Raw genomic sequence first — 23,212 nt, forward strand, 5'->3', positions numbered from 1 at the left:
CGGTAACATCCATCGCACGTCCAATTCCCGTAAGAATTCTCATTGAGCGATTTGATAACAGGCGATAGTTTCTCCCTATCACGGGGGAAACTACATGCAGACAGTCATTGAAAAAGGCGGCATTGCGTTAGCCGGTTTGGCCACATCGTTGGCGACGGCGGGCCTCGTTACGCTTGTTCACATGTGGACCGGCTTCAACCTCTTTTCCTTTTCGGTTTTGGTCATTGTTCCGGCAGGCGCTGGGGCATGTGGCTTTGTTGCCGCGTCTGGCTATTATCTCGCAGCGAAGTTTTTGCATCAAAGACCGACGAACGCACTGTTCATGCAGATGGTAGTGATTGCGGCTTTTACTCAAGCCCTCATCTATTGGCTCGAATATAAAACCGCGAGCGTCAATGGCGTGAGCGTCGCAAACTTCATTTCCTTCAGTCAGTATCTCGATATCATGATGACAAAAATTCATATGCGGGTTGGCCGTGGCGCTGGAATTGACACGGGAGAAGTCGGCTCATTTGGATATTGGTTAGCGCTGTTTGATTTTATCGGGTTTTTGATCGGTGGAGGGTTCGTCTATTTCCTTTTAAAAAGCGCACCATCTTGTGAAGGATGCAAAAAATATCTTCGATCAGCGCTAAAAAAGAAGGATAGCTTCACCGACATCGAAGAATTTGCACCATATTACGATAATGTTTACATTCATCCCGTTGATAGCCCAGAATTCGGCGCACATGTAGGGCGAGAATTTTCGGCAGGCAAAGCACAGAAAGGGACAATCAACTTGACAACAACGGTCTTTGAATGCCCCCAATGCTTTGGCCAGTCCGTTAAAGAAGACGTTCAAATTTTCAACGGCAAAGAGTGGAAGGATATTAGCGAGCTTAAGCGCTTTATGGAAATGCCGCGAGGCGTCGATGTCCGCCCTGCATTTCGCTGAGGCTGACGAAGCCACACCAAACCGACACGTTCCCCGTTACTGAAAGCCGAGCTCGGGATTACCCGTAACCCAATGGTCACAGGCTCCTCGAAAAACATCCTATTTCTTCACCGGGGAACGATTTGGTCTGTCCTATACCGCACCATCCGGCTTATCCCCGCCCCGCTCTTTGAACCATCCGACACATCCCGCCCTAACCCACACGCGCGCCCAGGCACGCGCGCGCATACACTGTGAACTTCGGGCTAAAAATGGCTGATTTCCGCCCTTTCCATCGCATCGCCCCCGCCCTGAACCGGGAACCCGCTTCCTACACCGACAACCCCACTGGAGCCACCCCGCATAACCCGCTATCCCCTCCTCCCATGCCTCAGAATCATCTCTACCTCGTCGACGGCAGCGGCTACATCTTCCGCGCCTATCACCAGCTTCCGCCGCTCACCAACAAGCATGGCCAGCCCGTCGGCGCGGTCTATGGCTACACCACCATGCTCTGGAAGCTGGCCGATGAGTTGGGCAAGGCCGAAGGGCCGACGCACCTGGCCGTCATACTGGACAAGGGCAGCCACACCTTCCGCAACGACATGTACGACCAGTATAAGGCGAACCGCCCGCCCGCACCGGAAGACCTCGTCCCGCAATTCCCGATGATCCGCGACGCCACCCGCGCCTTCTCCCTCCCCTGCATCGAGGAAGCGGGTTTCGAGGCCGACGACATCATCGCCAGCTATACGAAAGCCGCCGTCGCGGCGGGCTGGCATGTCACCATCGTCAGCTCCGACAAGGATTTGATGCAGCTCATCCAGCCCGGCGTCGACATGTACGACACGATGAAGAATGAGCGGCGCGGCGCCGACTATGTCATGACCAAGTTCGGCGTCCAGCCCGAGCAATTGGGCGACGTGCTGGCGCTGATGGGCGACAGCGTCGACAATGTGCCCGGCATCCCCGGCATCGGCCCCAAGACCGCCGCCAAGCTCATCAGCGAATATGGCAATCTGGAAGCCGCGCTCGAAGCCGCGCCTTCGATGAAAAAGTCGAAGATGCAGGAAAATCTCATCGCCCATGCCGACATGGCGCGCCTCTCGCGCCGCCTCGTCGCGCTGCACGATGCGATGGACCTGCCCGAACCGCTGGACGACCTGACGCTCAAGGGCATCCCGCTTGAGCCGTTGCAGGCCTTCCTCGAACATCATGGCTTCAAGTCGCTGCTCGCCCGCGCAGGCGCGCCCGCCGCCGCCGTGGCCGTGGCAACCGCAGCCGCCGCCGTCACGCAAGCGACGCCCCCCGCCGCCCCGGTTCATGAGGAAGAACCGCCGATCGACCGCAGCCTCTACGAAACGGTCGTTACCGAGGAAGCGCTCGACCGCTGGATCGCCGCCGCTCATGCCGAAGGTCTGGTCGCCGTCGACACCGAAACCGATATGCTCGACTGCGTCTCCTGCGCGCTGGTCGGCGTCAGCCTCGCCGTCGGCCCCAACGCCGCCTGCTACATCCCCGTCGGCCATGGCGGAAGGGACATGTTCGCGGAAAAGCCCGACCAGCTCCCCCTCGCCCTCGTCCTTGCCAAGTTGAAGCCGCTGCTCGAAGACGACAGCGTCCTCAAAATCGGCCAGAACCTGAAATATGACATCACGGTCCTGCGCCGCCATGGGATCGAGATCACGCCCTATGACGACACCATCGTCATGAGCTTCGACCTCGACGCAGGCCAGAGCCTCGCCGGCCACGGCATGGACGAGGCGGCACGGGTCCACCTCAACCATATCTGCATCAGCTTCAAGGATGTGTGCGGCACCGGCAAGAGCCAGATCAGCTTCGCGGAAGTCCCGCTCGACAAGGCGACCGAATATGCCGCCGAGGACGCGGACGTCACGCTGCGCCTGTGGAAGCTGTTCAAGACCCGCGTCGCCCATGAAGGCGCGACCCGCGTCTATGAACTGGTCGACCGCCCGCTCGTCTCCGTGATCGCGAAGATGGAGCATGAAGGGATCAAGGTCGACCGCGAAGCCCTCTCCCGCCTCTCCGCCGAGTTCACCGCCGGCATCGCCGCGCTGGAGACGAAAATCCATGGCTTGGCGGGCCAGCCCTTCGCCATCGGCTCGACCCAACAGCTTGGCGCGATCCTGTTCGAGAAAATGGGATATAAAGGCGGCAAGAAGGGCAAGTCCGGCGCCTATTCCACCGATGTCACCATCCTTGAGCAGTTGAAGGCCCAGGGCGCGGAAATCGCTGGAAAAATCCTCGACTGGCGCCAGCTTTCCAAGCTCAAATCCACCTATACCGACGCGCTCCAGGCCCAGATCAACAGGGACACCAGCCGCGTCCACACCAGCTACAGCCTGTCGGGCGCGCAGACCGGCCGCCTGTCCTCGACCGACCCCAATCTCCAGAACATCCCGATCCGCACCGAAGTCGGCCGCCAGATCCGTCACGCCTTCGTCGCGGAGCCGGGCAATGTCATCCTGGCGGCGGACTATAGCCAGATCGAACTGCGCCTCGCCGCCCATATGGCGGACGTTCCGGCGCTGAAAGAGGCCTTCGCGAACGGCGAGGACATTCACGCCGCCACGGCCCAGCAACTGTTCGGAGAGGTCAACCGCGACACACGCGGCCGGGCCAAGACGATCAACTTCGCGATCCTCTACGGCATCAGCCGCTGGGGTCTCGCGGGACGGCTGGAGATCAGCGCCGACGAAGCGCAGGACATGATCAGCCGCTATTATGAGCGCTTCCCCGGCATCAGCCTCTACATCACCGAAACGATCGAAAAGGCGCGTTCAAGGGGCTATACCGAAACCCTCTTCGGCCGAAAAACCTGGTTCCCGCGCATCAAGGCCTCGGTCCAGCACGAACGGCAGGGCGCAGAACGCGCCGCGATCAACGCCCCGATCCAGGGCACCAGCGCCGACATCATCAAACGCGCCATGGCCCGCATGGGACCGGCTCTAGCGGCGGAAGGACTGCACAAGGTCAAGATGCTGCTGCAAGTGCACGACGAACTGGTCTTCGAACTGCCGGAAGGCGATGTGGAGCAGGCCAGCGCCGTCATCAGCCGCGTGATGGAAGGCGCCGCCGAGCCGATCGTGAAACTGAGCGTGCCACTAGGGGTAGAGATCGGCCACGGCCCAAGCTGGGGCGCGGCGCACTAAACCCCGCCTACCCCCGTCATCCCAGCGCAAGCTGGGATCTCAGGCGATAGGGCACGGTATAGCCTCATGAGATCCCAGCTTGCGCTGGGATGACGGAAGACTTTTCAACCCCGCGCGTAACGGTCTTCATAACGAACAATATCGTCCTCCCCGAGATACGTCCCTGTCTGCACCTCGATGAACACCACCGGAATCTTCCCCGGATTCTCCACCCGATGCTTCGCCCCGGCAGGCACGTAGAGCGACTGGTTCTCCGTCAACAGCGTCACCGCCTCGCCAACCGTGACCTTGGCCGTTCCCTCGACGACGATCCAATGCTCGGACCGATGGAAATGGCTCTGCAGGCTCAATGATTGCCCCGGCTGCACCGTGATCCGCTTCACCTGAAAGCGCTCGCCCGTCAGCAACCCTTCCACCCAGCCCCAGGGCCGGTGATCCTTGGGAAAGCTCTCCGCCTGCACCGCGCCCTTCGCCTTCAGCGCCTCGACCGCCAGCTTCACATCCTGCGCCCGCGATTTGTCCGCGATCAGCACCGCATCGCTCATCGCCACGGCGATGATGTTGCTAAGGCCGATGCCGACCAGCTCCATGCCGTCGCTGTCCGATCGCAAAAGCGTATCGCTACAGTCGATCGCGGTCGCCCCGCCGCCCACCGTCACGCCCGCGGCGTCAGGCCCGGCATGGCTCCACACCGCGTCCCAGCCGCCCAGGTCCGACCAGCCCGAATCATAGGGCACCACCGACAGGTTGTCCGCCCGCTCCATGATCGCATAGTCGATGGATATATCCGGCGCGGCGTCCCACGCCTCCGCCGACAGCCGCAAAAAGCCCAGATCGCCTTCCGCCGCTTCGACAGCGGGCCGCACCGCCGCCAGCACATCGGGCGCGTGACGCTCGAATGCCGCGATCAGATCCTTCGCGGCAAACAGGAAAATCCCCGCATTCCAAAGGTGATCGCCGCTCGCCAGCATCTCCAGCGCGCGGGCCGCATCCGGCTTCTCGACAAAGCGGGCCAGCTTGATCGGCCGTCCCGATCCATCCGGCTTCGCCACGACCTTCAAATAGCCATAGCCTGTCTCCGGCCGGGTCGGCTGGATACCGAAGGTCACCAGATCGCCGGTCCGCGCCGCTGCCAGCCCCTGGCTCACCGCCGCCCGAAAAGCCTCTGCGTCCGGCACCACATGATCGGACGGCGCGACCAGCATCACCGCACCGGAATCGCTCGCCAGCAGATGCAGCGCCGCCGCCAATATGGCAGGCGCGGTGTTGCGAACCGAAGGCTCAATGATGATCGCTTGCGGGTCCACCCCTTCCTGCGCCAATTGCTCGGCCACGATAAAGCGGAAGGTCGCGTTGGTCAGCACCACCGGCCGGGTGAAGGCAAAACCCTCGCCCGCACCGGACAGCCGCTCCACGACGGAGCGAAACAGCGTCTGCTCGCCCAACAGCGGCACGAACTGCTTGGGATAGGATTTGCGCGACAGGGGCCACAGCCGCGTCCCGGATCCGCCCGCCAATATCACCGGCGTAACATTCGCAGCGCTCAAATCAGACATATAACTCACTCGGAACCCATGAAATCGGCCGCAATCGACCATGATTTGCCTGCTTATCGCCAGTCCGCGAATTTACCTAAGCCAGAATCCGGCCGACAAAAAAACGGCCCCGCAATCGGGACCGCTTTCCGTCAGTCGAACAGCTCTTCCAGAAAGCTCTTCTTCCGTTTCTTCTGATAATATCGCCCGTCGTCACGATCCGGCCGATAGCTGGGCGGTGGCACCGGAACTCCGCCCACCGACCGCTCGATGATCTTGTCCAGTTCACCCCGGTCCAGCCAGACGCCCCGGCATTGCGGGCAATAGTCAATTTCGACCCCCTGCCGGTCCGTCATGGAGAGTCCCACATGACAGACCGGGCAAAGCATGGCGGACACGGCCGCCTGATCCCGCATCCGATTATTCCCGCTCGCCGGTCAGGCTGAGCAGCATCTGGAACAGGTTGACGAAGTTGAGGTACAGCGACAGCGCGCCCATCACCTGCATCTTCTGCGCCACCTCATGGCCGGCATAGACGAAATATTCCGACTTGATACGCTGCACGTCCCAGGCGGTAAGGCCGGTGAACACCACCACTCCGATGATCGAGATCACCATCTGCATGGCGGAAGAACCAAGGAAGATGTTGATCAGGCTGGCAACGACGATGCCGATCAGACCCATCATCAGGAACGACCCGAATTTCGACAGGTCGCGCCCGGTCGTGTAACCCCACAGCGCCATGGCGAGGAACATCACGGCGGCCGAGAAGAAGGCCTGCGCGATCGACCCGCCGGTAAAGACCAGGAAGATACTGGCCAGCGACACGCCCATCACGCCCGAAAAGGCGTAGAAGGCCATGCGCGCGCCCGCCGTCGTCATCTTTTGGATGCGGAAGCTGAAGAAGAACACGAAAGCCAGCGGCGCGAAGATCGCCACCCACTTCAAGGGCGTGCCGAAAATCGCGGCGGCCAGCACCGGCGTATTGCCGATGAAAGCGGCGACCAGCCCGGTGATGACCAGGCCGATGCCCATATTGCGGAAAACGCCCAGCATGTGCGCGCGCAGCCCGGCATCGGTCTGCGCCGTCTGGCTCGCACCATAGCCCGGCATACGAACGGGATTGTTCACGGCGTTGATACTCCATCCAACAGTCAGTTACGGCCGAAACAGCCTTGGGATCGAGTGGCCCGGCGCGGTCTTCGTGAGGTCAGAGGGGGGCAAACGCTCACGAACCTGCACCGAGCACACTCGATGCGGTCCGACATCGCGGCTGGACATGTCACATCATCCAACCGCCAGAGGGGCCCGGCCCGCACTAGCAATATCGGTGGGGGAACGCTTAAGTGCAAGGGTCGGGGCAAGGGATCGGCCCGCCAGCAACAATTTGTTACAATTCCCCTCCCCTGTTGACGGCAATCCCGAACCGCCGCATGGCTCTGCGCCATGAGCGACCAGTTCACCCCTGCCGAGCAGCATGCCGACGCCCCCTTGCGCCTGTTCAACAGCCTGACGCGCACGGTCGAGCCCTTCACGCCGATCGAGACGAACCATGCCCGCGTCTATAGCTGCGGCCCGACGGTCTATAATTACGCCCATCTCGGCAATTTGCGCGCCTATGTCTTCACCGACACGCTGCGCCGGACGCTGCTGTGGAAGGGGCTGGACGTCACCCACATCATCAACATCACCGATGTCGGCCATCTCACCAGCGACGCCGACGCGGGCGACGACAAGATGGAGGCCGCCGCCCGCGCCCAGGCGAAGAGCATCTGGGACATAGCGGCCCATTATACCGACGCCTTCAAGCGCAACATCGCGGACCTCAACATCATCGCGCCCAGCGAATGGACGGTCGCGACCGACTATGTCCCGCAGATGATCGAGTTCGCCAAGACGATCGCGCCCGCCCATTGCTACGAACTGGACACCGGCCTTTATTTCGACAGCAGCACCGTCCCCGACTATGGCGCGCTTGCCGGCGGTCGCGACGACGCAGCCCATGCCCGCATCGATCCCGTCGCGGGCAAGCGCAACCCGTCCGACTTCGCCATCTGGCGCAAGTCCCCACCGGGCGAGCAGCGCCAGATGGAATGGGACTCTCCCTGGGGCAAGGGCGCGCCGGGCTGGCACCTCGAATGTTCGGTGATGAGCGAGGCGCGCCTTGGCCATCCGTTCGACATCCACACCGGCGGCATCGACCATCGCGAAATCCACCACCCCAACGAGATCGCCCAGAATCAGGCTTTCCATAGCTGCTGCGGCGAGCCGGACGCTGCCACCGCAGGCTTCACCGGCGCCCAGTGGTGGATGCACAATAATTTCCTGGTGGACCGTCAGGGCAAGATGAGCAAGTCGAAGGGCGGCTTCACCACCCTCTTCTCGCTGATCGACGCGGGCGTGCATCCGCTCGCCTACCGCCTGCTGTGCCTGGGCGCCCATTATCGCAGCGAACTGGAGTTCAGCGCGGAAAGCGTCAGCGCCGCCCTCACCCGCCTCAAGCGCCTCGTCATGGGCGTCGAAAATCTCAAGGCCCGCGCTGAAGGCATCACCTGGCAGTCGTTGCGCCTGGACTGGCTGCGCGCCAATCTCCACCCCAAGCTCGCGCCGCTGCTCGAACAATTCGACGCCGCGATCAGCGACGATCTGATGACCCCGCGCGCCCTTCCGCTGCTGGAAGAGACGATCGCCCTGAAAAAGGTGCCGGTGGACGAAAAGCTTTGCCTGCTCGCCGCCTTCGATCAGGCACTGGGGCTCAACCTGCTGACGATCAACCGCGCCGACCTGCGTATCCAGCCCAAGGACGCCCAGATCACGCCGGAAGAAATCGAAGCCGAACTGGACCGCCGCCAGACCGCCCGCGCCGAAAAGGACTTCGCCCTGTCGGACGAAATCCGCGACGCCCTGATCGCCCGCGGCGTCGAAGTGATGGACGGCGACCCGCTCCTCTGGGACTGGCGTTTGGCGCTGGCCTAAACACCCAACGTGCTCCTGCGCAGGCGGGAGCCCAGTTCGGCCGTTTGATGGCTGCATTACCGTTTAGACTGGGCTCTCACAAGCCACGCGTCTCGTTCAAGCGCTTGCGCAGGAGTATGGCAATTCCTGGCACCAGGCCTTATCCCTCCGTCCGCTGGAAAACTTATCCCATCTGAGGCAGGATGTGCGCGGGGAAGGCTGGTCCGTTTGGACAGGCCGCGCCGAAACGGGCAGATTCCGCACATGCTAAGACACGCAACGGCAGCGCTTTTCGCGCTCAGTGCAATGGCGGCAATCCCGGTTGCTGCACCTGCTCAAACCTATATGTTCGAAACGGGGACCACCCTGCTCGTCAAATGCCGCAACAAGGCGCCCGAATATGCGCTCGCCTGCACCGCCTATATCGTCGGCGCGGTGGACGGCATCAAGAAGGACGTGTTCATCGGCCGCGCCAAGCCCAATTGCTGGCCCGCGCAGATGGACGCGGAGGAAGTGAAGCGCATCGTCATCGCCTATCTCAACCGCTATCCCGACCAGCGAAAGGCGCCCGCCTCCGTCCTGGTCAGCGTCGCGCTCAACGAACATTATCCTTGCGAGAAATAAGGCCGGTCGCCCCGGCCGCGCCGCTATAGGAACCCGGCACGCGCCACCGCCGCTATAAACTTGCGTTAGCCACTGGTTGCGCGTAGGTGCGGCCCCTATTTTATGATCTTTGGGAGACTCAAAGTGGCGGCGAAGTGGACGCCGGAAAGCTGGCGGGAGCATAAGGGCATTCAGATGCCCGTCTATCGGGATGCCCAGGCGCTTGGCGCGGTGGAGGCACAGCTCAGCCAGTTTCCCCCGCTCGTCTTTGCCGGCGAAGCGCGCAGCCTGAAGGCGGAACTCGCCAAGGTCACGGCCGGCGAGGCTTTCCTGCTGCAAGGCGGCGACTGCGCCGAGAGTTTCGCGGAGTTCCACCCGAACAATATCCGCGACACCTTCCGCGTGCTGCTGCAAATGGCGGTGGTGCTGACCTTCGCATCCAAGCTGCCGATCGTGAAGGTCGGCCGCATGGCGGGCCAGTTCGCCAAGCCGCGCTCGGCCGATACCGAGACGATCGGCGGCGTGGAACTGCCCAGCTATCGCGGCGACAATGTCAACGACATCGCCTTCACGCCGGAATCGCGCGAGCCCGATGCCCAGCGCATGATCCGCGCCTATAACCAGTCGGCGGCGACGCTGAATCTGGTGCGCGCCTTCTCGACCGGCGGCTATGCCAGCCTGGACCGGGTGCACGGCTGGATGCTGGATTTCATGGGCCGCAGCCCCTGGGCCACGAAGTTCGAGGCGATGGCGGACCAGATCGGCCAGGCGCTCGACTTCATGCGCGCCTGCGGCCTGTCGCCCGAAACCGTACCGCAGCTAGGCGGGACCAGCTTCTACACCAGCCATGAGGCGCTGCTGCTTCCCTATGAGCAGGCGCTGACCCGGCAAGATTCGCTGACCGGCGACTGGTACGACACCTCCGCGCACATGCTCTGGATCGGCGACCGCACCCGGTTCGAAGGTTCGGCGCATGTCGAGTATCTGCGCGGCATCGGCAATCCGATCGGCATGAAATGCGGCCCCAGCCTGGAGCCGGACGCGCTCATTCGCCTGCTCGACATCCTCAACCCCTCGCGAGAGGCGGGCCGCATCACGCTGATCACCCGCTATGGTCATGACAAGATCGAGGCGGGCCTGCCCAAACTGGTCCGCGCCGTCCTGCGCGAAGGCCATCCGGTGGTCTGGTCCTGCGACCCGATGCACGGCAATGTGATCAAGGCGGCCAATGGCTATAAGACGCGCCCGTTCGACCGCATCCTGGCCGAAGTGCGCGGCTTCTTCGCCGTCCACCGCGCCGAGGGCAGCTTCGGCGGCGGCATCCATGCCGAAATGACCGGCCAGAATGTGACGGAGTGCACCGGCGGCGCCGTGGCGATCACCGACGAAGGGCTGGCGGACCGTTACCACACCCATTGCGATCCGCGCCTCAACGCGGCGCAGAGCCTGGAACTCGCTTTCCTGCTCGCGGAAATGCTGAACGAGGAACTGAAGGAACGCCGCGCCGCGGCGTGAGGGAAAAAGCGCTTTCGTGTTCCTGCGAAGGCAGGAACCCAGTTCGAACCTTAGGACTGGACTCCTGCCTTCGCAGGAGTACGGAAACGCTTCAATCATGAGTAAATACAGCAGAATCCCCGGCCAGCACTGGCGCCTTGAGCAAAATATACCGCGCTTGCCGACCTACTCCCTTCCCTTGTTCGATAGGATAAGGGAAGCCGAATGACGCAAGCACTGGACCTCGCCACCCGCAGCTTCCGCGACCTGCGCGCCTTTGCGGCGGACGCGACGATCCCCGCCGACGCCCATGGCGATCCCTTCCTCGCCAGTCGCGCCGCGCTCGATCTCCCCCAAGGCCCGATCTCGATCAGCCTCGTCGTCCTGCCCCAGGGTCGCGGCCGCGTCGAAGCCCTGCCCGACGACGAATTCCTCATCCTCCTCGACGGCGCGATCACCCTCGAAACGGCCGACAGCACCACCCCACTTGTCGACAACCAGAGCGCCGTCATCACCAAGGGCACGGCTTTTGCCTGGTCCTCCCGCGAGGGCGCCCGCCTCATCGCCATGCGCCGCAACGGCAGCCCGGACGGCAGCCCCGCCATCATCCCCATCGACGCAAGCGCCCCGCTCGAACCGTCCAACCCACCGCTGGCCGAACTGCTGGCCGGCCCGACGCCCGACTGCCGCAACTTCACCGACTATCGCTCGGCCGACACGGAATTCGTCTGCGGCACCTGGGATTCGACGCCCTATCATCGCCTTTCCATGCCCTATTGCCATTATGAGCTGATGCACCTGCTCGACGGCAGCGTCACCTTCGTCGACGGCGAAGGGCGGGAAGGCACTTTCCGCAAGGGCGACATCTTCCTGGTCGAACAAGGCGCGCATTGCAGTTGGGAAAGCCGCGAACATGTGAAGAAAGTCTACGCCATCTACCGTCCCGCCTGAACTCCCCATTCTTCGCCGTCATGCCCGCTCTCGCGGGGATGACCGACGTTGCCCGAACCCGTCATCGGCACCAACTGTCACGATGCCGTAACATTGCCATGATTCAGCCCTTGCTTTGGCGGTGCAGCAAGATAGCTTCCGCGCATGGCAAAGGAACCGCAATTGGCGACCATCGCCGTTTACAGCCTCAAGGGGGGCGTGGGTAAGACCACCTTCGCGATCAACCTCGCCTGGGCATCCGCAAGCATCTCGAAACGGCGAACATTGCTCTGGGATCTCGACCCGCAGGCGGCGGCGAGCTGGCTGATCTCCACCGACAGCGAAAGCCGCGACGCCGCGCAGGCGATCTTCAGCAAGGATGTGGAGGTCGGCAAGCTGATCCAGCCCTCGACCGTGCCGGGCCTGGACCTGATCGCCGCCGATACCTCGCTGCGCAACCTCGACCATCTGTTCCGCGAGATGGACAAGAAGAAACGCCTCGCCAAGCTGATCGACACGCTGGGGCGCGATTATGACCGCATCATCCTCGATTGCCCGCCCGGCCTCACCGAAACCAGCGAACAGGTGCTGCGCGCCGCCGACATGATCGTCATCCCGGTCATCCCTTCCCCCCTCGCCCAGCGCGCCATGGGGGAAGTCGCCCGCTATCTGGTCCAGCGCGGCGGCAGCCACCCGCCGATCATGCCGGTCTATTCCATGGTCGACCGCCGCCGCGCCCTGCACCGCGCGGCGCTGGAATCCCAACCCGGCTGGCCCGCCATACCCATGGCCAGCACGGTCGAGCAGATGGCGGTTCGCCGCAAGCCGCTGGGCGCCTTCGCGGCTTCATCCCCGTCCGCCCAAGCCTTTGCCGGGCTGTGGACGACGATCGAGCGGCAGATACAGCGACGCTAAAGGGTGCGGGCGAGTCCTATTGGAGCAGAATCCGACCCGATTGCATCGGACCGGCTGCTCTAGACCTTTGTTTTGCCGCGTTTTCCAAGTCAGCAGATGATTGGCTTCGCCGAACTGCCGTGTCTGTCTGCTTGGAAAACGCTCTGGCGCGTCGCCGCGTCCCGCGTTAAGTCTTTGCTTGATGACGATTGACCCGCTGGTGCTGTTGCAGGCTTACGCGATCGGCGTGTTTCCGATGTCCGACGATCGCGAGGCGGACGAGGTTTACTGGATCGAGCCGAAGCGGCGAGCGATCATGCCGCTCGATGGTTTCCACATCTCCCATTCGCTGGCCAAGACGATCCGGCAGGAACGGTTTCGGGTGACCGCCAATCGCGACTTCGCCGGGATCGTTCAGCTCTGCGCGCAAGCCGCGCCGGATCGGCCCTCGACCTGGATCAACCATCCGATCGAGCGCGCCTATCGCCATTTGCACGAGATCGGTTTCGCCCACAGCGTCGAAGTGTGGGAGGACGAGGAACTGGTCGGCGGGCTTTATGGCGTCGCGCTGGGGCAGGCTTTTTTCGGGGAAAGCATGGTGTCGCGGCGGACCGATGCGTCGAAGGTCGCGCTTGCCTGGCTGACGGCGCGGATGCGCTTCGGTGGCTTCACCCTGCTCGACTGCCAGTTCATGACCGATCATCTACGCTCATTGGGCGCGATCGAAATCAGCCAGCGGGATTATCTTCAATCGTTGGCGGGGGCGCTCGACGGCGTGGCGCTGGGGGCTGGACGGGCCGTGCTGGCGGGCGGCTCCGGCGTCTGGGCGGAACTGGCATTTTCGCCGCTCGCCGGGGACGCCTTGGCCGGTCCACCGTCCGATACCTCGCCCTTGTCGCCCAGCTTCACCGTGTCGGGGCCGGTTTCGGGCCAGGCCATCGTGCAGCTTCTCACCCAGACGTCATAGATCGGGTGCTGGACCACATTGCGGTCCGGCCGTTCCTTGAACAGCCAGCCGGAAAAATTGCGGCGCCATTTATTGTCGGCGGTGCTGCGCACGTCTAGCTGCACGAAAGCCCCGGTTTCCTGAACATTTTCCCAGGGCGCGGTGGTTTCGCAGGCTTGCAGCCGGACGATGGCGTCGCCCACGCGCAGCGCTTCGCCGGGCTTCATCTTCAGATCGGTGGTGATGCCGTTGCGCTTGTTGAGCAGGCCGATCACGGCGACCCGCTCGTTCATCGGCGTGCCGGACAGGGCCGACTCGTCGCCGTCGCGGATCTTCTGCCCTTCGATGCGGACGGGGCCGGTCCGGTTCTCCGTAGGCATGTCGTCGCCGCCGCAGCTTGCGAGGATCAGCGTGCAACCGAGAATCGGCAGGAAGCGTCCCACCGGGCGCCGCGTCATGATGCGTCGGGGCTCCACGCCTCATAGTCGCCGGTCGCCTTCTGGCGCTGGCCGCCCTTTTCCAGCGCGCCCGAGGGGCGGTAGGCCTGAGCGGTGCCGGTGGCGTTGGGGGTGAAGTCCTTTTCCCAGATGCGCGGCGGCGGCAGGAAGCTTTCCGGCGCGCCCTCGATCGTATGATGCAGCCAGCCGTGCCATTCGGCAGGCACGCGGCTCGCGTCATTGGGGCCGTTATAGATGACCCAGCGGCGGGTCAGGCCATTGGGGTCGGTGCCGCCTTCATAATAGACATTGCCCTGATGATCCTCGCCCACCTTGGTGCCCTTGCGGGAGGTGTAGAGCGAAGTGCCGATGGTCGCGCCATCCCACCAGGTGAAGATCTTGCCAAGGATTCCCATGGGCGAAGCGCTTAGCCGTTGGGGCTGGCGCTTGGCAAGGTCGTTCTGGTCAGCGAGGGCAGAAATTGAGGGGGTTTGACGGGGACGGCCGGTCGCAATCGCCCCAGTTGACGCGATCGCCTTCCTTGATCCCAAGTTCGGCCGCGCGGCCGCCGCGCAGTTCAAGGACGGCGGCAACGGGGATGCCCGCCGAAACCGGCTCGCGGGAATAGGGCGCGGCATTGGCCTTAAGGAAAGCGATGCTGCCGTCGGTATGGATGAAGAGCATGTCGAGCGGGATCAGCGTGTTCTTCATCCAGAAGCTCGCTGTGCGCGGCGGCGACATGGGAAAGAGCATGCCGGAATCGGCGTCCAGCGACTTGCGGAACATCAGACCCTGTTCCTGCTGCTTTCCGGTGAGGGCGACTTCGACGGTGAAGCGGTGGGTGGTTTTGGCGGTGTGGATGGTGAGGGGAAGGAGAGCGGTTTGTTGAGTGGCGGCGTTTTCCGTTTTGGGGGCGCTCTGGGAACAGGCCGCGAGGAAGGCGAAGATGAGGAGAGGGAAGCGCTTCATGGGGATGGAGTTAGCCTATTCGCCGGGAACGGTCGATTCCTCCATCGCCGTTCCTGCCTGCGCGGGAACGGCAAAGGGCTATATGTCCGCTTCCGGCACTTCCCCAGGCGCGGCGTCGGTCCAGCGGCGGGCCGTGGCATAGCTGTGACCGGCGCGCAGGAAGGCGGCGATCCATTTTTCGCGTTGTTTCGGGTCCGGGCGAGCCTGCGCATAGGGGCCGATGCGCTTGCGGCGGGCGAAGCGGTCGGCGGCGGTCCAGCCTTCGTTCTGGGTCTGAGTGTCGGCTTCCTCGCGATCGGATTGCGCTATGCCGTCGGCGCGCAGGGTTTCGGCAACGCGGCGCGCACCATAGCCGCGGCGGGCAAGCGAGGCGCTTTTCATCACCGCATAACTGGCGTCGTCGACATAGCGCAGTTCCGTAAGGCGATCGACCAGCGCCTGCGGGTTGGCGGGGTCTTCCCCTCCCCAGCCGCGTTCCTGGATTTTCCGGCCCAAATAAGCGAGCAGCTTGGCCCGGCTGGTCGCGAAACGCCCGACATAGCGCAGCGCCAACTCGCGCAGGGCTCCTTCGTCGAGGGGAGAAGGGAGACGTTTATCGGCCATGGCAACGTTTCATGTGGTGCTTATGCCTTTGGCGCCTTGATTATGCCACAGTGGGGCCGGAATTTTACCGCCCCTTTGGGAGTAGAAGCCCAGACTGGAATGCAACTATCCGGTGCAAAGTCACGCGAAAGCTGTTAGCGGCGCGCCGGAATATGACAAACATGACATTGGGTGACACCAATATGACGGGTTCGCAAAGCATGATGGCACCTACGCCGACCACCGACGATCTGCCCCGCCGTTTTTCGGACTTCGAAACGCTGGGCGAAGCGCTGGACTATGCTGCGACCGGACGGCGTGGCCTGAACTTCCACGATGCGCGGGGGAATCTGGCGCGGCCCTATCCGTTCAGCGAACTGCGCGCGGACGCGCTTCGCTGCGCCCACCGGCTGATCGCCCATGGGGTGAAGCCGGAAGATCGCGTGGCGCTGGTGGCGGAAACGGGTGCGGATTTCGCCCAGCTTTTCTTCGGCATCGTCTATGCAGGCGGATGGCCGGTTCCGTTGCCGCTGCCGACCAGCTTCGGCGGCAAGGAAAGCTATATCGACCAGCTCAATGTCCAGCTATCGAGCTGCGATCCGATGCTGTTCCTCTTTCCCAAGGAACTGGAGGAGATGGCGGGCGAGTCCGGCCGTCAGATGAATGTCGAGAGCATCGCTTTCGAGGATTTCATCGCCCGCGATGCCGCGCCCTGCGACTTGCCGCAGGCGCAGCCGCAAGAAATCGCCTATCTGCAATATTCCAGCGGTTCGACCCGCTTCCCCCATGGCGTGGCGGTGACGCATCATGCGCTGCTGAGCAACCTTGCCGCGCACAGCCATGGCATGGAAGTGCAGGACAGCGACCGCTGCATCAGCTGGCTGCCCTGGTATCATGACATGGGCCTGGTCGGCTGCTTCCTGTCGGTCGTCGCCAATCAGGTGTCGACGGATTATATGAAGACAGAGGATTTCGCCCGCCGTCCGCTGGCGTGGCTGGACCTGATCAGCCGCAATGAGGGCACGTCGATCAGCTATTCGCCGACCTTCGGCTATGACATCTGCGCCCGCCGCATGTCGAGCCAAACCAAGGCGCAGGATCGTTTCGACCTGTCGCGCTGGCGGCTGGCCGGCAATGGCGCCGACATGATCCGCCCGGACGTGATGCAGAGCTTCGTCGATGCCTTTGGCGATGCCGGGTTCAGCCCCAAGGCGTTCCTGCCGAGCTATGGCCTGGCCGAAGCGACGCTGGCCGTCACCATCATGCCGCCGGGCGAGGGCATCATCGTCGAGCTGGTCGAGGAAACCGACCTGTCGGGCGGCGACGCGACCGAGGGGCGCCCGCAGCGCTTCCGCTCCATCGTCAACTGCGGCAAGCCCGCGCGCGACATGATCGTGGAAATCCGCGACGAGGATGGCGCCAAGCTGAACGAGCGCCAGATCGGCAAGGTGTGGACCACCGGGCCGAGCCTGATGGTCGGCTATTTCCGCGATCAGGAGGCGACCGACGCCTGCATGGTCGACGGCTGGCTCGACACCGGCGACATGGGCTATTTGAGCGACGGCTATCTCTACATCGTCGGCCGCGCCAAGGACATGATCATCATCAACGGCAAGAATCACTGGCCGCAAGACATCGAATGGGCGGTGGAACAGCTTCCCGGCTTCAAGCAGGGCGACATCGCCGCCTTCGCCATCACCACGCCGGGCGGCGAGGAAGCGCCCGCCGTGCTGGTGCATTGCCGCACCTCCGACAATGACGAGCGCACGCGGCTGCGTGACCAGATTCGCGAGCGGGTGCGGGCGATCACCGGCATGAACTGCGTGGTCGAACTGGTGCCGCCGCGCACCTTGCCGCGCACCAGCTCGGGCAAGCTCAGCCGGTCGAAGGCGCGCAACCTCTATCTGACCGGCGAAATCCGGCCCTACGACATCGCCGCCTGATCCCCTTCGCGCGGCGCCTGCCGGTCGCTGCGCTTTTTTCGCCCCAGCGTTACGGATTGATAACCGCTTGCTGTTAAACCGGCAGGGTGAAAAGCGGGCAAAGGCCATCCTCTGAACAGGCTCGTCAGGAGCGGATATCGCTTCGGGCGATGATGGGCCTTATCGCCGTTCCGGGCGATGCGGCCGAACGGGTGCTGGCCGCGCAACTGCGTTCGGCCGATCATGTCGCGCTGCTGCGGCAGGCGATGAACGTCTTCGGCCTCGTGTTTCTGTGGCAGGTTTTCGGACAGCATGGTTCGGCCCCCCGCCTGATGCTGTGGAGCGTTGCGCTGATTCTTTCCATGGGCGTCGGCGCCTTTCTGGGACGCAGGCGGACCGCCGGCGGGGTGAGCGCGACCGATCTCAGGGTTCACGGCTTTACCGGCCTGCTCCATGGGCTGGTCTGGGCGGCGTGCATGATGTCGCTGTCATCGGGGCATGGCGCGGGCCAGTTGGTGGCGCACTGGACGCTGATCAGTTGCGTCATGGTCTGCGGCGCGATCAGCTATGCCCCGACCCCGCTGGCGGCGACCGGCTTCCTGCTGCCCTGCATCGTCGGACTGTTTGCCATGTTCGGCGGACGGGATCAGGCGCCGCTGCTGGCGCTCGCCACCAGCTATGCGCTGTCGCTGCTGGTCGGCTGTTTCCTCTATGCGCGGACCTTTGCCCGTCAGCACAGCGCCAGCGTGCAACTGGAGGAAAAGAGCGAGGTCGTCAGCCTGCTGCTGCGCGAATATGAACATGGCGCGTCGGACTGGCTGTGGCAGACCGATGCTGCGCGGCGGTTGAACGGCGTGTCGCCGCGCCTTGCCGAAATGTTGGGCCGCACGCCGGCGGAGGCGGAGGGCGTGCTGCTGGTGCAGTTGCTGGCGGGCAGCTCTTGGGAAAGCGGCCTGTTCCCGACCGAATTGCACGACCTTGCCGATCATCTGAAACGGCGGGAGAGTTTCAGCAACATCGTCCTGCCGGTCGAACTGGCTGGCGTGGTGTGCTGGTGGGAGCTGTCGGCATCCCCGCGCTATGATGAGGGAGGGACGTTCCTGGGTTTCCGGGGCGTCGGATCGGATATTACCGAGCAGCGGGAATCGGCCGAGCGGATCGCGCAACTTGCGCGTTTCGATCCGCTGACGGGCCTGCCCAACCGCACGCATCTGCGCGATGTGCTGGACAAGGCGATGGCGGGCGGCGCGGGGCGCGGCCCCGGCTGCGCCTTCCTGATGATCGACCTCGACCGGTTCAAGGCGGTGAACGACACGCTCGGCCATCAGATCGGTGACAAGCTGTTGACCCAGGTGGCGCGGCGGTTGCGGCATATCTGTTCCGGCGCGGAATTTTGCGGGCGAATCGGCGGCGACGAATTTGCCGTCGTCGTCCCGCAGGCGGGGGAACATCACGGCATCGAGAAGCTGGCGATCAAGATCATCAGCGGCCTTTCCGCCCCCTATCAGGTGGACGAACATACGCTCTATGTCGGCGCGTCGGTCGGTTCGGCGGTGTCGCCGCAAGACGGCAGCGAATCGGAGGCGCTGATCCGCAGCGCGGACCTGGCCCTCTATCGCGCGAAGAGCGATGGCGGCGGCATGCATTGCGCCTATGAGCCGCAACTGCACGCGCAGGCGGAGGAACGGCGCCTGTTGGAACTGGCGCTGCGCGACGCGCTGGAGAAGAACCAGTTGCACGTCCTGTTCCAGCCGGTGGTGGAGGCGCAGGAGGGTGGAATCCTCGGGTTCGAGGCGCTGGTGCGCTGGACCCATCCGGAAATGGGGCCGATTTCACCGGTCAAGTTCATTCCCGTTGCGGAAGAGGCGCGGTTGATCGGGCCGATTGGCGAATGGGTGCTGCGGACCGCCTGCAAGGAAGCGGCGCGCTGGCCTGAAACCGCGCGGATCGCCGTCAATGTCTCGGCGGAGCAACTGACGCATCCGAGCTTCGTGGGCGCGGTGGTGTCGGCGCTGGCGCAAAGCGGGCTGGATGCACGGCGGCTGGAACTGGAAGTGACCGAGAGCGTGTTCGTCAATGCCGATACGGGGGCGCTCAAGATCCTCGATCAGTTGCGGGGGCTGGGAGTTAGGCTGTCGCTCGACGATTTCGGAACGGGCTATTCCTCGCTCGGCTATTTGAGCCGCACGCGCTTCGACACGATCAAGATCGACCGCAGCTTCGTGGTGGGGGCGTCGAACAACAAGGCGGAGAGCCTGGCGATCATCCGCGCCGTGGTGACGCTGGCCGACAGCCTGGGCATGGCGACCACGGCGGAAGGCGTCGAAACGGAGGCGGAGCTGGCGATGGTCCGCGGCCTTGGCTGCCGCAAGGTGCAGGGCTTCTATTTCGGACGGCCCATGCCGGCGTCGGACGCGGCGGCGCTCTTCCCGGCGGATCAGTTGCGCGCCCGGGCTTAGATTTCATACCGTTGAAATGTGGGCGTGTGAGCTAAGGGTGAGGCTTTGGCTTAGGGACGTGATGGGGTGGAAAGGCGGACTTTCAGTTTCCGTTCGCCCTGAGCTTGTCGAAGGGTCTTGCTGAGCGAAGGCGAAGCATGGGAGCCTCGCTCCGCTCGGCTGAGGGCTTCGACTTGCCGAAGGCAAGTTTATCCTGAGCGCCTGCCTTGGCAGGCAGACGAAGGGCTCAGCCCGAACGGATTGCCCACGTCCACTTTTGGTCGCTTGCAGCCAAAGCCCCTTCGTCATGCCGGGCTTGACCCGGCATCCCGCTTTCTTTTCCACGCGTCGTAGATGAGACCCCGGCTCAAGGCCGAGGTGACGTTGGTATGAACGTCTGCCTTTGATCGTTTTCAGACCCTCCTTCCCATCATCCGATCCTGACCGTGGAGGACTGGCTAAGGATCATGCGTTGCCCAATGGCTACAGAATCCAAAAAAACATCCTATTCCGCCGACGGGGCAGGATTGTGCCTGTCCTATTTCGCGCCAACGGGTCTATCCCGCATCCCTCTTTGAAACGTTCGGCACATCGCGTCACCACGCATACGCGCGCGCAAGCACGCGCGCGCGTACACTGTGAACTTCGGCGTGAAATGGTCGGTTCCGGACATGGCGTTAAACCACCCCCGCTACGACAAACTCCGCCTGTGGCTCGGCAAGCGGAAGACGATCCCGCCTCCGTTCCAAAGAAAAAGGGCGGAACCTTACGGTCCGCCCTTTTCTTGTCTTGCCTGACAGCGCGTCTCAGTAAACGCGGGCCTTGGGCTTGATATATTCCGCTTCGTCCGTGAGCGTGTAATCGTGCACCGGACGGTAATCGAGCGTCACCTTGCCGCCCTTGCCGCCCCAGCCCTCGAACCAGCTTACGGTGTGCTTCATCCATTCGCCGTCGTCGCGGTTCGGGAAATCCTCATGCGCATGGGCGCCGCGGCTTTCCTTGCGGTTTTCCGCGCTCACCATGGTGCAGACTGCCTGGGACATGAGGTTGTCCAGTTCCAGCGTCTCAATGAGGTCGGTGTTCCAGATCAGCGAGCGATCGGACACGCCGACATCCTGCATGCTCTGATTGACCTCAGCCATCTTGGTGACGCCTTCGGCCAGCAGCGCGCTGTCGCGGAACACGGCGGCATGCCTCTGCATGGTATGCTGCATTTCGAGACGGATCTTCGCCGTGGGCGAGCCGCCCTTGGCGTTGCGGTAATGATCCAAACGCGACAGCGCCAGATCGGCGGCGTCGCTCGGCAAAGGACGATGCGAACCGTTCGGCTTGATCGTTTCCTTGAGGTGCAGACCCGTAGCACGACCGAACACGACAAGGTCGATCAGCGAATTGGAACCCAGACGGTTGGCGCCATGGACCGACACGCAGGCCGCTTCACCGACCGCATAGAGGCCCGGCACCACGACTTCGGGATCGTCACCGACCTTGGTCACCACCTGCCCATGATAGTTACAGGGGATGCCGCCCATATTGTAGTGGACGGTCGGCGTCACGGGCAGCGGCTGGCGGGTCAGGTCGACGCCCGCGAAAATCTTGCCGCTTTCGGTGATGCCCGGCAGACGCTCCGCAAGCACCTTGGGATCGATATGATCGAGGTGCAGGAAGATGTGATCCTTGTTCGGACCCACGCCGCGCCCTTCGCGCATTTCCATCGCCATCGAGCGCGACACGACGTCACGCGACGCCAGATCCTTCGCCGAGGGGGCATAGCGCTCCATGAAGCGCTCGCCTTCGGAGTTGGTGAGATAACCGCCCTCACCGCGTGCGCCCTCGGTGATCAGCACGCCCGCGCCGTAGATGCCGGTCGGGTGGAACTGCACGAACTCCAGATCCTGGAGCGGCAGGCCCGCGCGCAGCACCATACCGCCGCCGTCGCCGGTGCAGCTATGCGCCGAAGTGGCGGAGAAATAGGCACGGCCGTAGCCGCCGGTCGCCAGCACGACCGCCTTGCTGCGGAAGCGGTGGATCGAGCCATCTTCCATGCAGATGGCGATCACGCCCCGGCACTCACCATTTTCCATGATGAGGTCGATGGCGAAATATTCGATGTAGAAGTCCGCGTCATATTTCAGCGACTGCTGGTAGAGCGCGTGCAGCATGGCGTGGCCGGTACGATCGGCTGCCGCGCAGGTGCGCTGCACCGGCGGGCCAGCGCCCATATTCTGCATGTGGCCGCCGAACGGACGCTGGTAGATCGTCCCATTGTCGTTGCGGCTGAACGGCACGCCGGCATGTTCCAGCTCGATCACGGCCGCAGGCGCTTCGCGCACCATATATTCGATCGCGTCCTGATCGCCCAGCCAGTCCGACCCCTTGACGGTGTCGTACATGTGCCAGGTCCAGTGGTCGGGCGAATTATTGCCAAGGCTCGCCGCGATGCCGCCCTGCGCCGCCACGGTATGGCTGCGGGTCGGGAACAGCTTGGTGATGCAGGCGGTCTTGAGGCCCGCCTCGGCGCTGCCCATGGTGGCGCGCAGGCCGGAGCCGCCAGCACCCACGACGACCGTGTCGTAGGTGTGGTCGATGATCTTGTAGGCTTCGCTCATTATTTGACGATCCCCGTGAAGGCGATCTTGGCGATCGCGAAGACGCCCGCGGCCGCGCCGCCAAAGGCATAGAAGTTCAGCACCAGCATGGAGAAGAAGGCCAGACCCTTGTCATGGACATAATCCTCCAGCATCACCTGCATGCCCAGGCGCAGGTGCATGAAGATGCTGACGATCATCAGCATCAGCGGCACGGCGACCAGCGGATGGGCGATCCAGCCCACGACACTCTGATAATCCAGGCCCGGCAGGGCGATCAGGCTGAACAATAGCCACAGCACCAGCAGCAGGTTGCCGATGGCGGTATAGCGCTGCGCCAGCCAGTGATGCGCGCCGTGCCTGGCCGAGCCAAGACCGCGAACGCGGCCGATTCCGGTTCCCGTACCCATCAGAATTTCCCCGTGCAGATCGCGGCCCAGAAGGCCAGGGTGGCGAGCGTCGACAGGACGAAGGTCAGCAGCGACCAGCTCTTGTTGTTCTTCAGCTCATAGCCCGCGCCCATGTCGAGCACGAAATGGCGCAAGCCGGAGCAGAGATGCTGGAAGAAGAACCAGCTCAATCCCGCCATCACCAGATAGCCGATGGGCGAAGTCGCGCACTTCACGAAGATCGCATAGGCTTCCGGTCCGGATGCGGCGGCCATCAGCCACCAGACCAGACCCAATGCCCCCGCCGTCGCCAGACCGTTGCCGGTCACGCGGTGCATGATGGAGACGGCCATGGCTGGCCCCCATTTCCAGATCGTCAAATGCGGCGAGAGCGGCCGGCTCGTGGTTCGCGCCATATCTTCCCTACGTCCCTGATGTTTGTCC

19 protein-coding genes and 1 pseudogene are annotated in these 23,212 nt (G+C 63.3%); 10 read left to right on the forward strand and 10 right to left on the reverse strand.

Annotated features, from left to right (window positions below; translation table 11 throughout):
- Positions 1–94 precede the first annotated feature (94 nt).
- Together VVT58_RS09180 and polA are read left to right on the forward strand one after the other, a co-directional pair.
- Positions 95–934: a hypothetical protein gene (locus VVT58_RS09180; RefSeq protein ID WP_327752694.1), complete on the forward strand. Its 840-nt coding sequence runs from the start codon at positions 95–97 to the stop codon at positions 932–934.
- Positions 935–1,299: 365 nt separating this feature from the next.
- Positions 1,300–4,086 carry a DNA polymerase I gene (gene polA / locus VVT58_RS09185; protein WP_327752785.1) on the forward strand — a complete coding sequence of 929 codons (2,787 nt, stop codon included), beginning with the start codon at positions 1,300–1,302 and terminating at the stop codon, positions 4,084–4,086.
- A gap of 104 nt (positions 4,087–4,190) precedes the next feature.
- Here polA and VVT58_RS09190 read toward each other — a convergent pair whose 3' ends face one another.
- From VVT58_RS09190 to VVT58_RS09200, 3 genes are all read right to left on the reverse strand, one after another.
- Positions 4,191–5,642: a mannose-1-phosphate guanylyltransferase/mannose-6-phosphate isomerase gene (locus VVT58_RS09190; RefSeq protein ID WP_327752693.1), complete on the reverse strand. Its 1,452-nt coding sequence runs from the start codon at positions 5,640–5,642 to the stop codon at positions 4,191–4,193.
- A 131-nt stretch (positions 5,643–5,773) separates the two neighbouring features.
- Positions 5,774–6,037, reverse strand: coding sequence for a zf-TFIIB domain-containing protein (locus VVT58_RS09195; RefSeq protein ID WP_066555269.1), 264 nt, complete (start codon positions 6,035–6,037; stop codon positions 5,774–5,776).
- Positions 6,038–6,041: 4 nt separating this feature from the next.
- A complete protein-coding gene (locus VVT58_RS09200; RefSeq protein WP_327752784.1) occupies positions 6,042–6,734 on the reverse strand; it encodes a Bax inhibitor-1/YccA family protein in 693 nt (230 codons plus the stop codon).
- Between the two features lie 333 nt (positions 6,735–7,067).
- Between VVT58_RS09200 and cysS the strand changes: the two genes are divergently transcribed.
- The 6 genes from cysS (at position 7,068) to aat (ending at position 13,464) form a co-directional block, all read left to right on the forward strand.
- Positions 7,068–8,597, forward strand: coding sequence for a cysteine--tRNA ligase (gene cysS, locus VVT58_RS09205; protein ID WP_327752692.1), 1,530 nt, complete (start codon positions 7,068–7,070; stop codon positions 8,595–8,597).
- 285 nt (positions 8,598–8,882) lie between these two features.
- The gene (locus VVT58_RS09210; RefSeq protein WP_327752783.1) at positions 8,883–9,200 is read left to right on the forward strand and encodes a Rap1a/Tai family immunity protein; all 318 of its coding nucleotides are present in this window, start codon (positions 8,883–8,885) and stop codon (positions 9,198–9,200) included.
- 123 nt (positions 9,201–9,323) lie between these two features.
- Complete coding sequence (locus VVT58_RS09215) at positions 9,324–10,694, forward strand: class II 3-deoxy-7-phosphoheptulonate synthase (RefSeq protein WP_327752691.1); 1,371 nt, start codon at positions 9,324–9,326, stop codon at positions 10,692–10,694.
- Between the two features lie 204 nt (positions 10,695–10,898).
- Positions 10,899–11,624, forward strand: a complete 726-nt coding sequence (locus tag VVT58_RS09220) for a cupin domain-containing protein (RefSeq protein ID WP_327752690.1) — start codon at positions 10,899–10,901, stop codon at positions 11,622–11,624.
- Between the two features lie 144 nt (positions 11,625–11,768).
- The gene (locus VVT58_RS09225; RefSeq protein WP_327752689.1) at positions 11,769–12,518 is read left to right on the forward strand and encodes a ParA family protein; all 750 of its coding nucleotides are present in this window, start codon (positions 11,769–11,771) and stop codon (positions 12,516–12,518) included.
- Between the two features lie 181 nt (positions 12,519–12,699).
- Positions 12,700–13,464 carry a leucyl/phenylalanyl-tRNA--protein transferase gene (gene aat, locus VVT58_RS09230; protein ID WP_066555257.1) on the forward strand — a complete coding sequence of 255 codons (765 nt, stop codon included), beginning with the start codon at positions 12,700–12,702 and terminating at the stop codon, positions 13,462–13,464.
- Between the two features lie 35 nt (positions 13,465–13,499).
- Here the strand turns inward: aat and VVT58_RS09235 are convergent.
- The 4 genes and pseudogenes from VVT58_RS09235 to VVT58_RS09250 all read right to left on the reverse strand — a co-directional run.
- Positions 13,500–13,901, reverse strand: a pseudogene (locus VVT58_RS09235) (DUF2155 domain-containing protein); the annotation flags it as partial.
- A complete protein-coding gene (locus VVT58_RS09240; protein ID WP_066555256.1) occupies positions 13,898–14,296 on the reverse strand; it encodes an NADH:ubiquinone oxidoreductase subunit NDUFA12 in 399 nt (132 codons plus the stop codon). The gene VVT58_RS09240 and the pseudogene VVT58_RS09235, both read right to left, overlap by 4 nt.
- 49 nt (positions 14,297–14,345) lie before the next feature.
- Positions 14,346–14,849, reverse strand: a complete 504-nt coding sequence (locus tag VVT58_RS09245) for a DUF192 domain-containing protein (RefSeq protein WP_327752688.1) — start codon at positions 14,847–14,849, stop codon at positions 14,346–14,348.
- 78 nt (positions 14,850–14,927) lie between these two features.
- Entirely contained in the window at positions 14,928–15,452 is a 525-nt protein-coding gene (locus tag VVT58_RS09250; RefSeq protein WP_327752687.1) for a RecX family transcriptional regulator, read from the reverse strand.
- 161 nt (positions 15,453–15,613) lie between these two features.
- On the opposite strand from VVT58_RS09250, the gene VVT58_RS09255 reads away from it, so the two are divergent.
- Positions 15,614–17,374 carry a fatty acyl-AMP ligase gene (locus VVT58_RS09255; RefSeq protein WP_327752782.1) on the forward strand — a complete coding sequence of 587 codons (1,761 nt, stop codon included), beginning with the start codon at positions 15,614–15,616 and terminating at the stop codon, positions 17,372–17,374.
- Between the two features lie 149 nt (positions 17,375–17,523).
- A complete protein-coding gene (locus VVT58_RS09260) occupies positions 17,524–19,812 on the forward strand; it encodes an EAL domain-containing protein (protein ID WP_327752686.1) in 2,289 nt (762 codons plus the stop codon).
- A 785-nt stretch (positions 19,813–20,597) separates the two neighbouring features.
- Here VVT58_RS09260 and sdhA read toward each other — a convergent pair.
- Genes sdhA through sdhC form a run of 3 tightly spaced genes read right to left on the reverse strand, consistent with a single transcriptional unit; the run spans position 20,598 to position 23,121 of the window.
- Complete coding sequence (gene sdhA, locus VVT58_RS09265) at positions 20,598–22,400, reverse strand: succinate dehydrogenase flavoprotein subunit (protein ID WP_327752685.1); 1,803 nt, start codon at positions 22,398–22,400, stop codon at positions 20,598–20,600.
- Positions 22,400–22,789: a succinate dehydrogenase, hydrophobic membrane anchor protein gene (gene sdhD / locus VVT58_RS09270; protein WP_327752684.1), complete on the reverse strand. Its 390-nt coding sequence runs from the start codon at positions 22,787–22,789 to the stop codon at positions 22,400–22,402. Before sdhD ends, sdhA begins: the two co-directional genes overlap by 1 nt.
- Positions 22,789–23,121, reverse strand: a complete 333-nt coding sequence (sdhC, locus tag VVT58_RS09275) for a succinate dehydrogenase, cytochrome b556 subunit (protein WP_405053692.1) — start codon at positions 23,119–23,121, stop codon at positions 22,789–22,791. The genes sdhD and sdhC overlap by 1 nt, the downstream gene beginning before the upstream one ends.
- Positions 23,122–23,212: the final 91 nt, after the last annotated feature.

The organism is Sphingobium sp. SJ10-10 (genome assembly GCF_036038995.2).
Classification (GTDB): Bacteria; Pseudomonadota; Alphaproteobacteria; order Sphingomonadales; family Sphingomonadaceae; genus Sphingobium.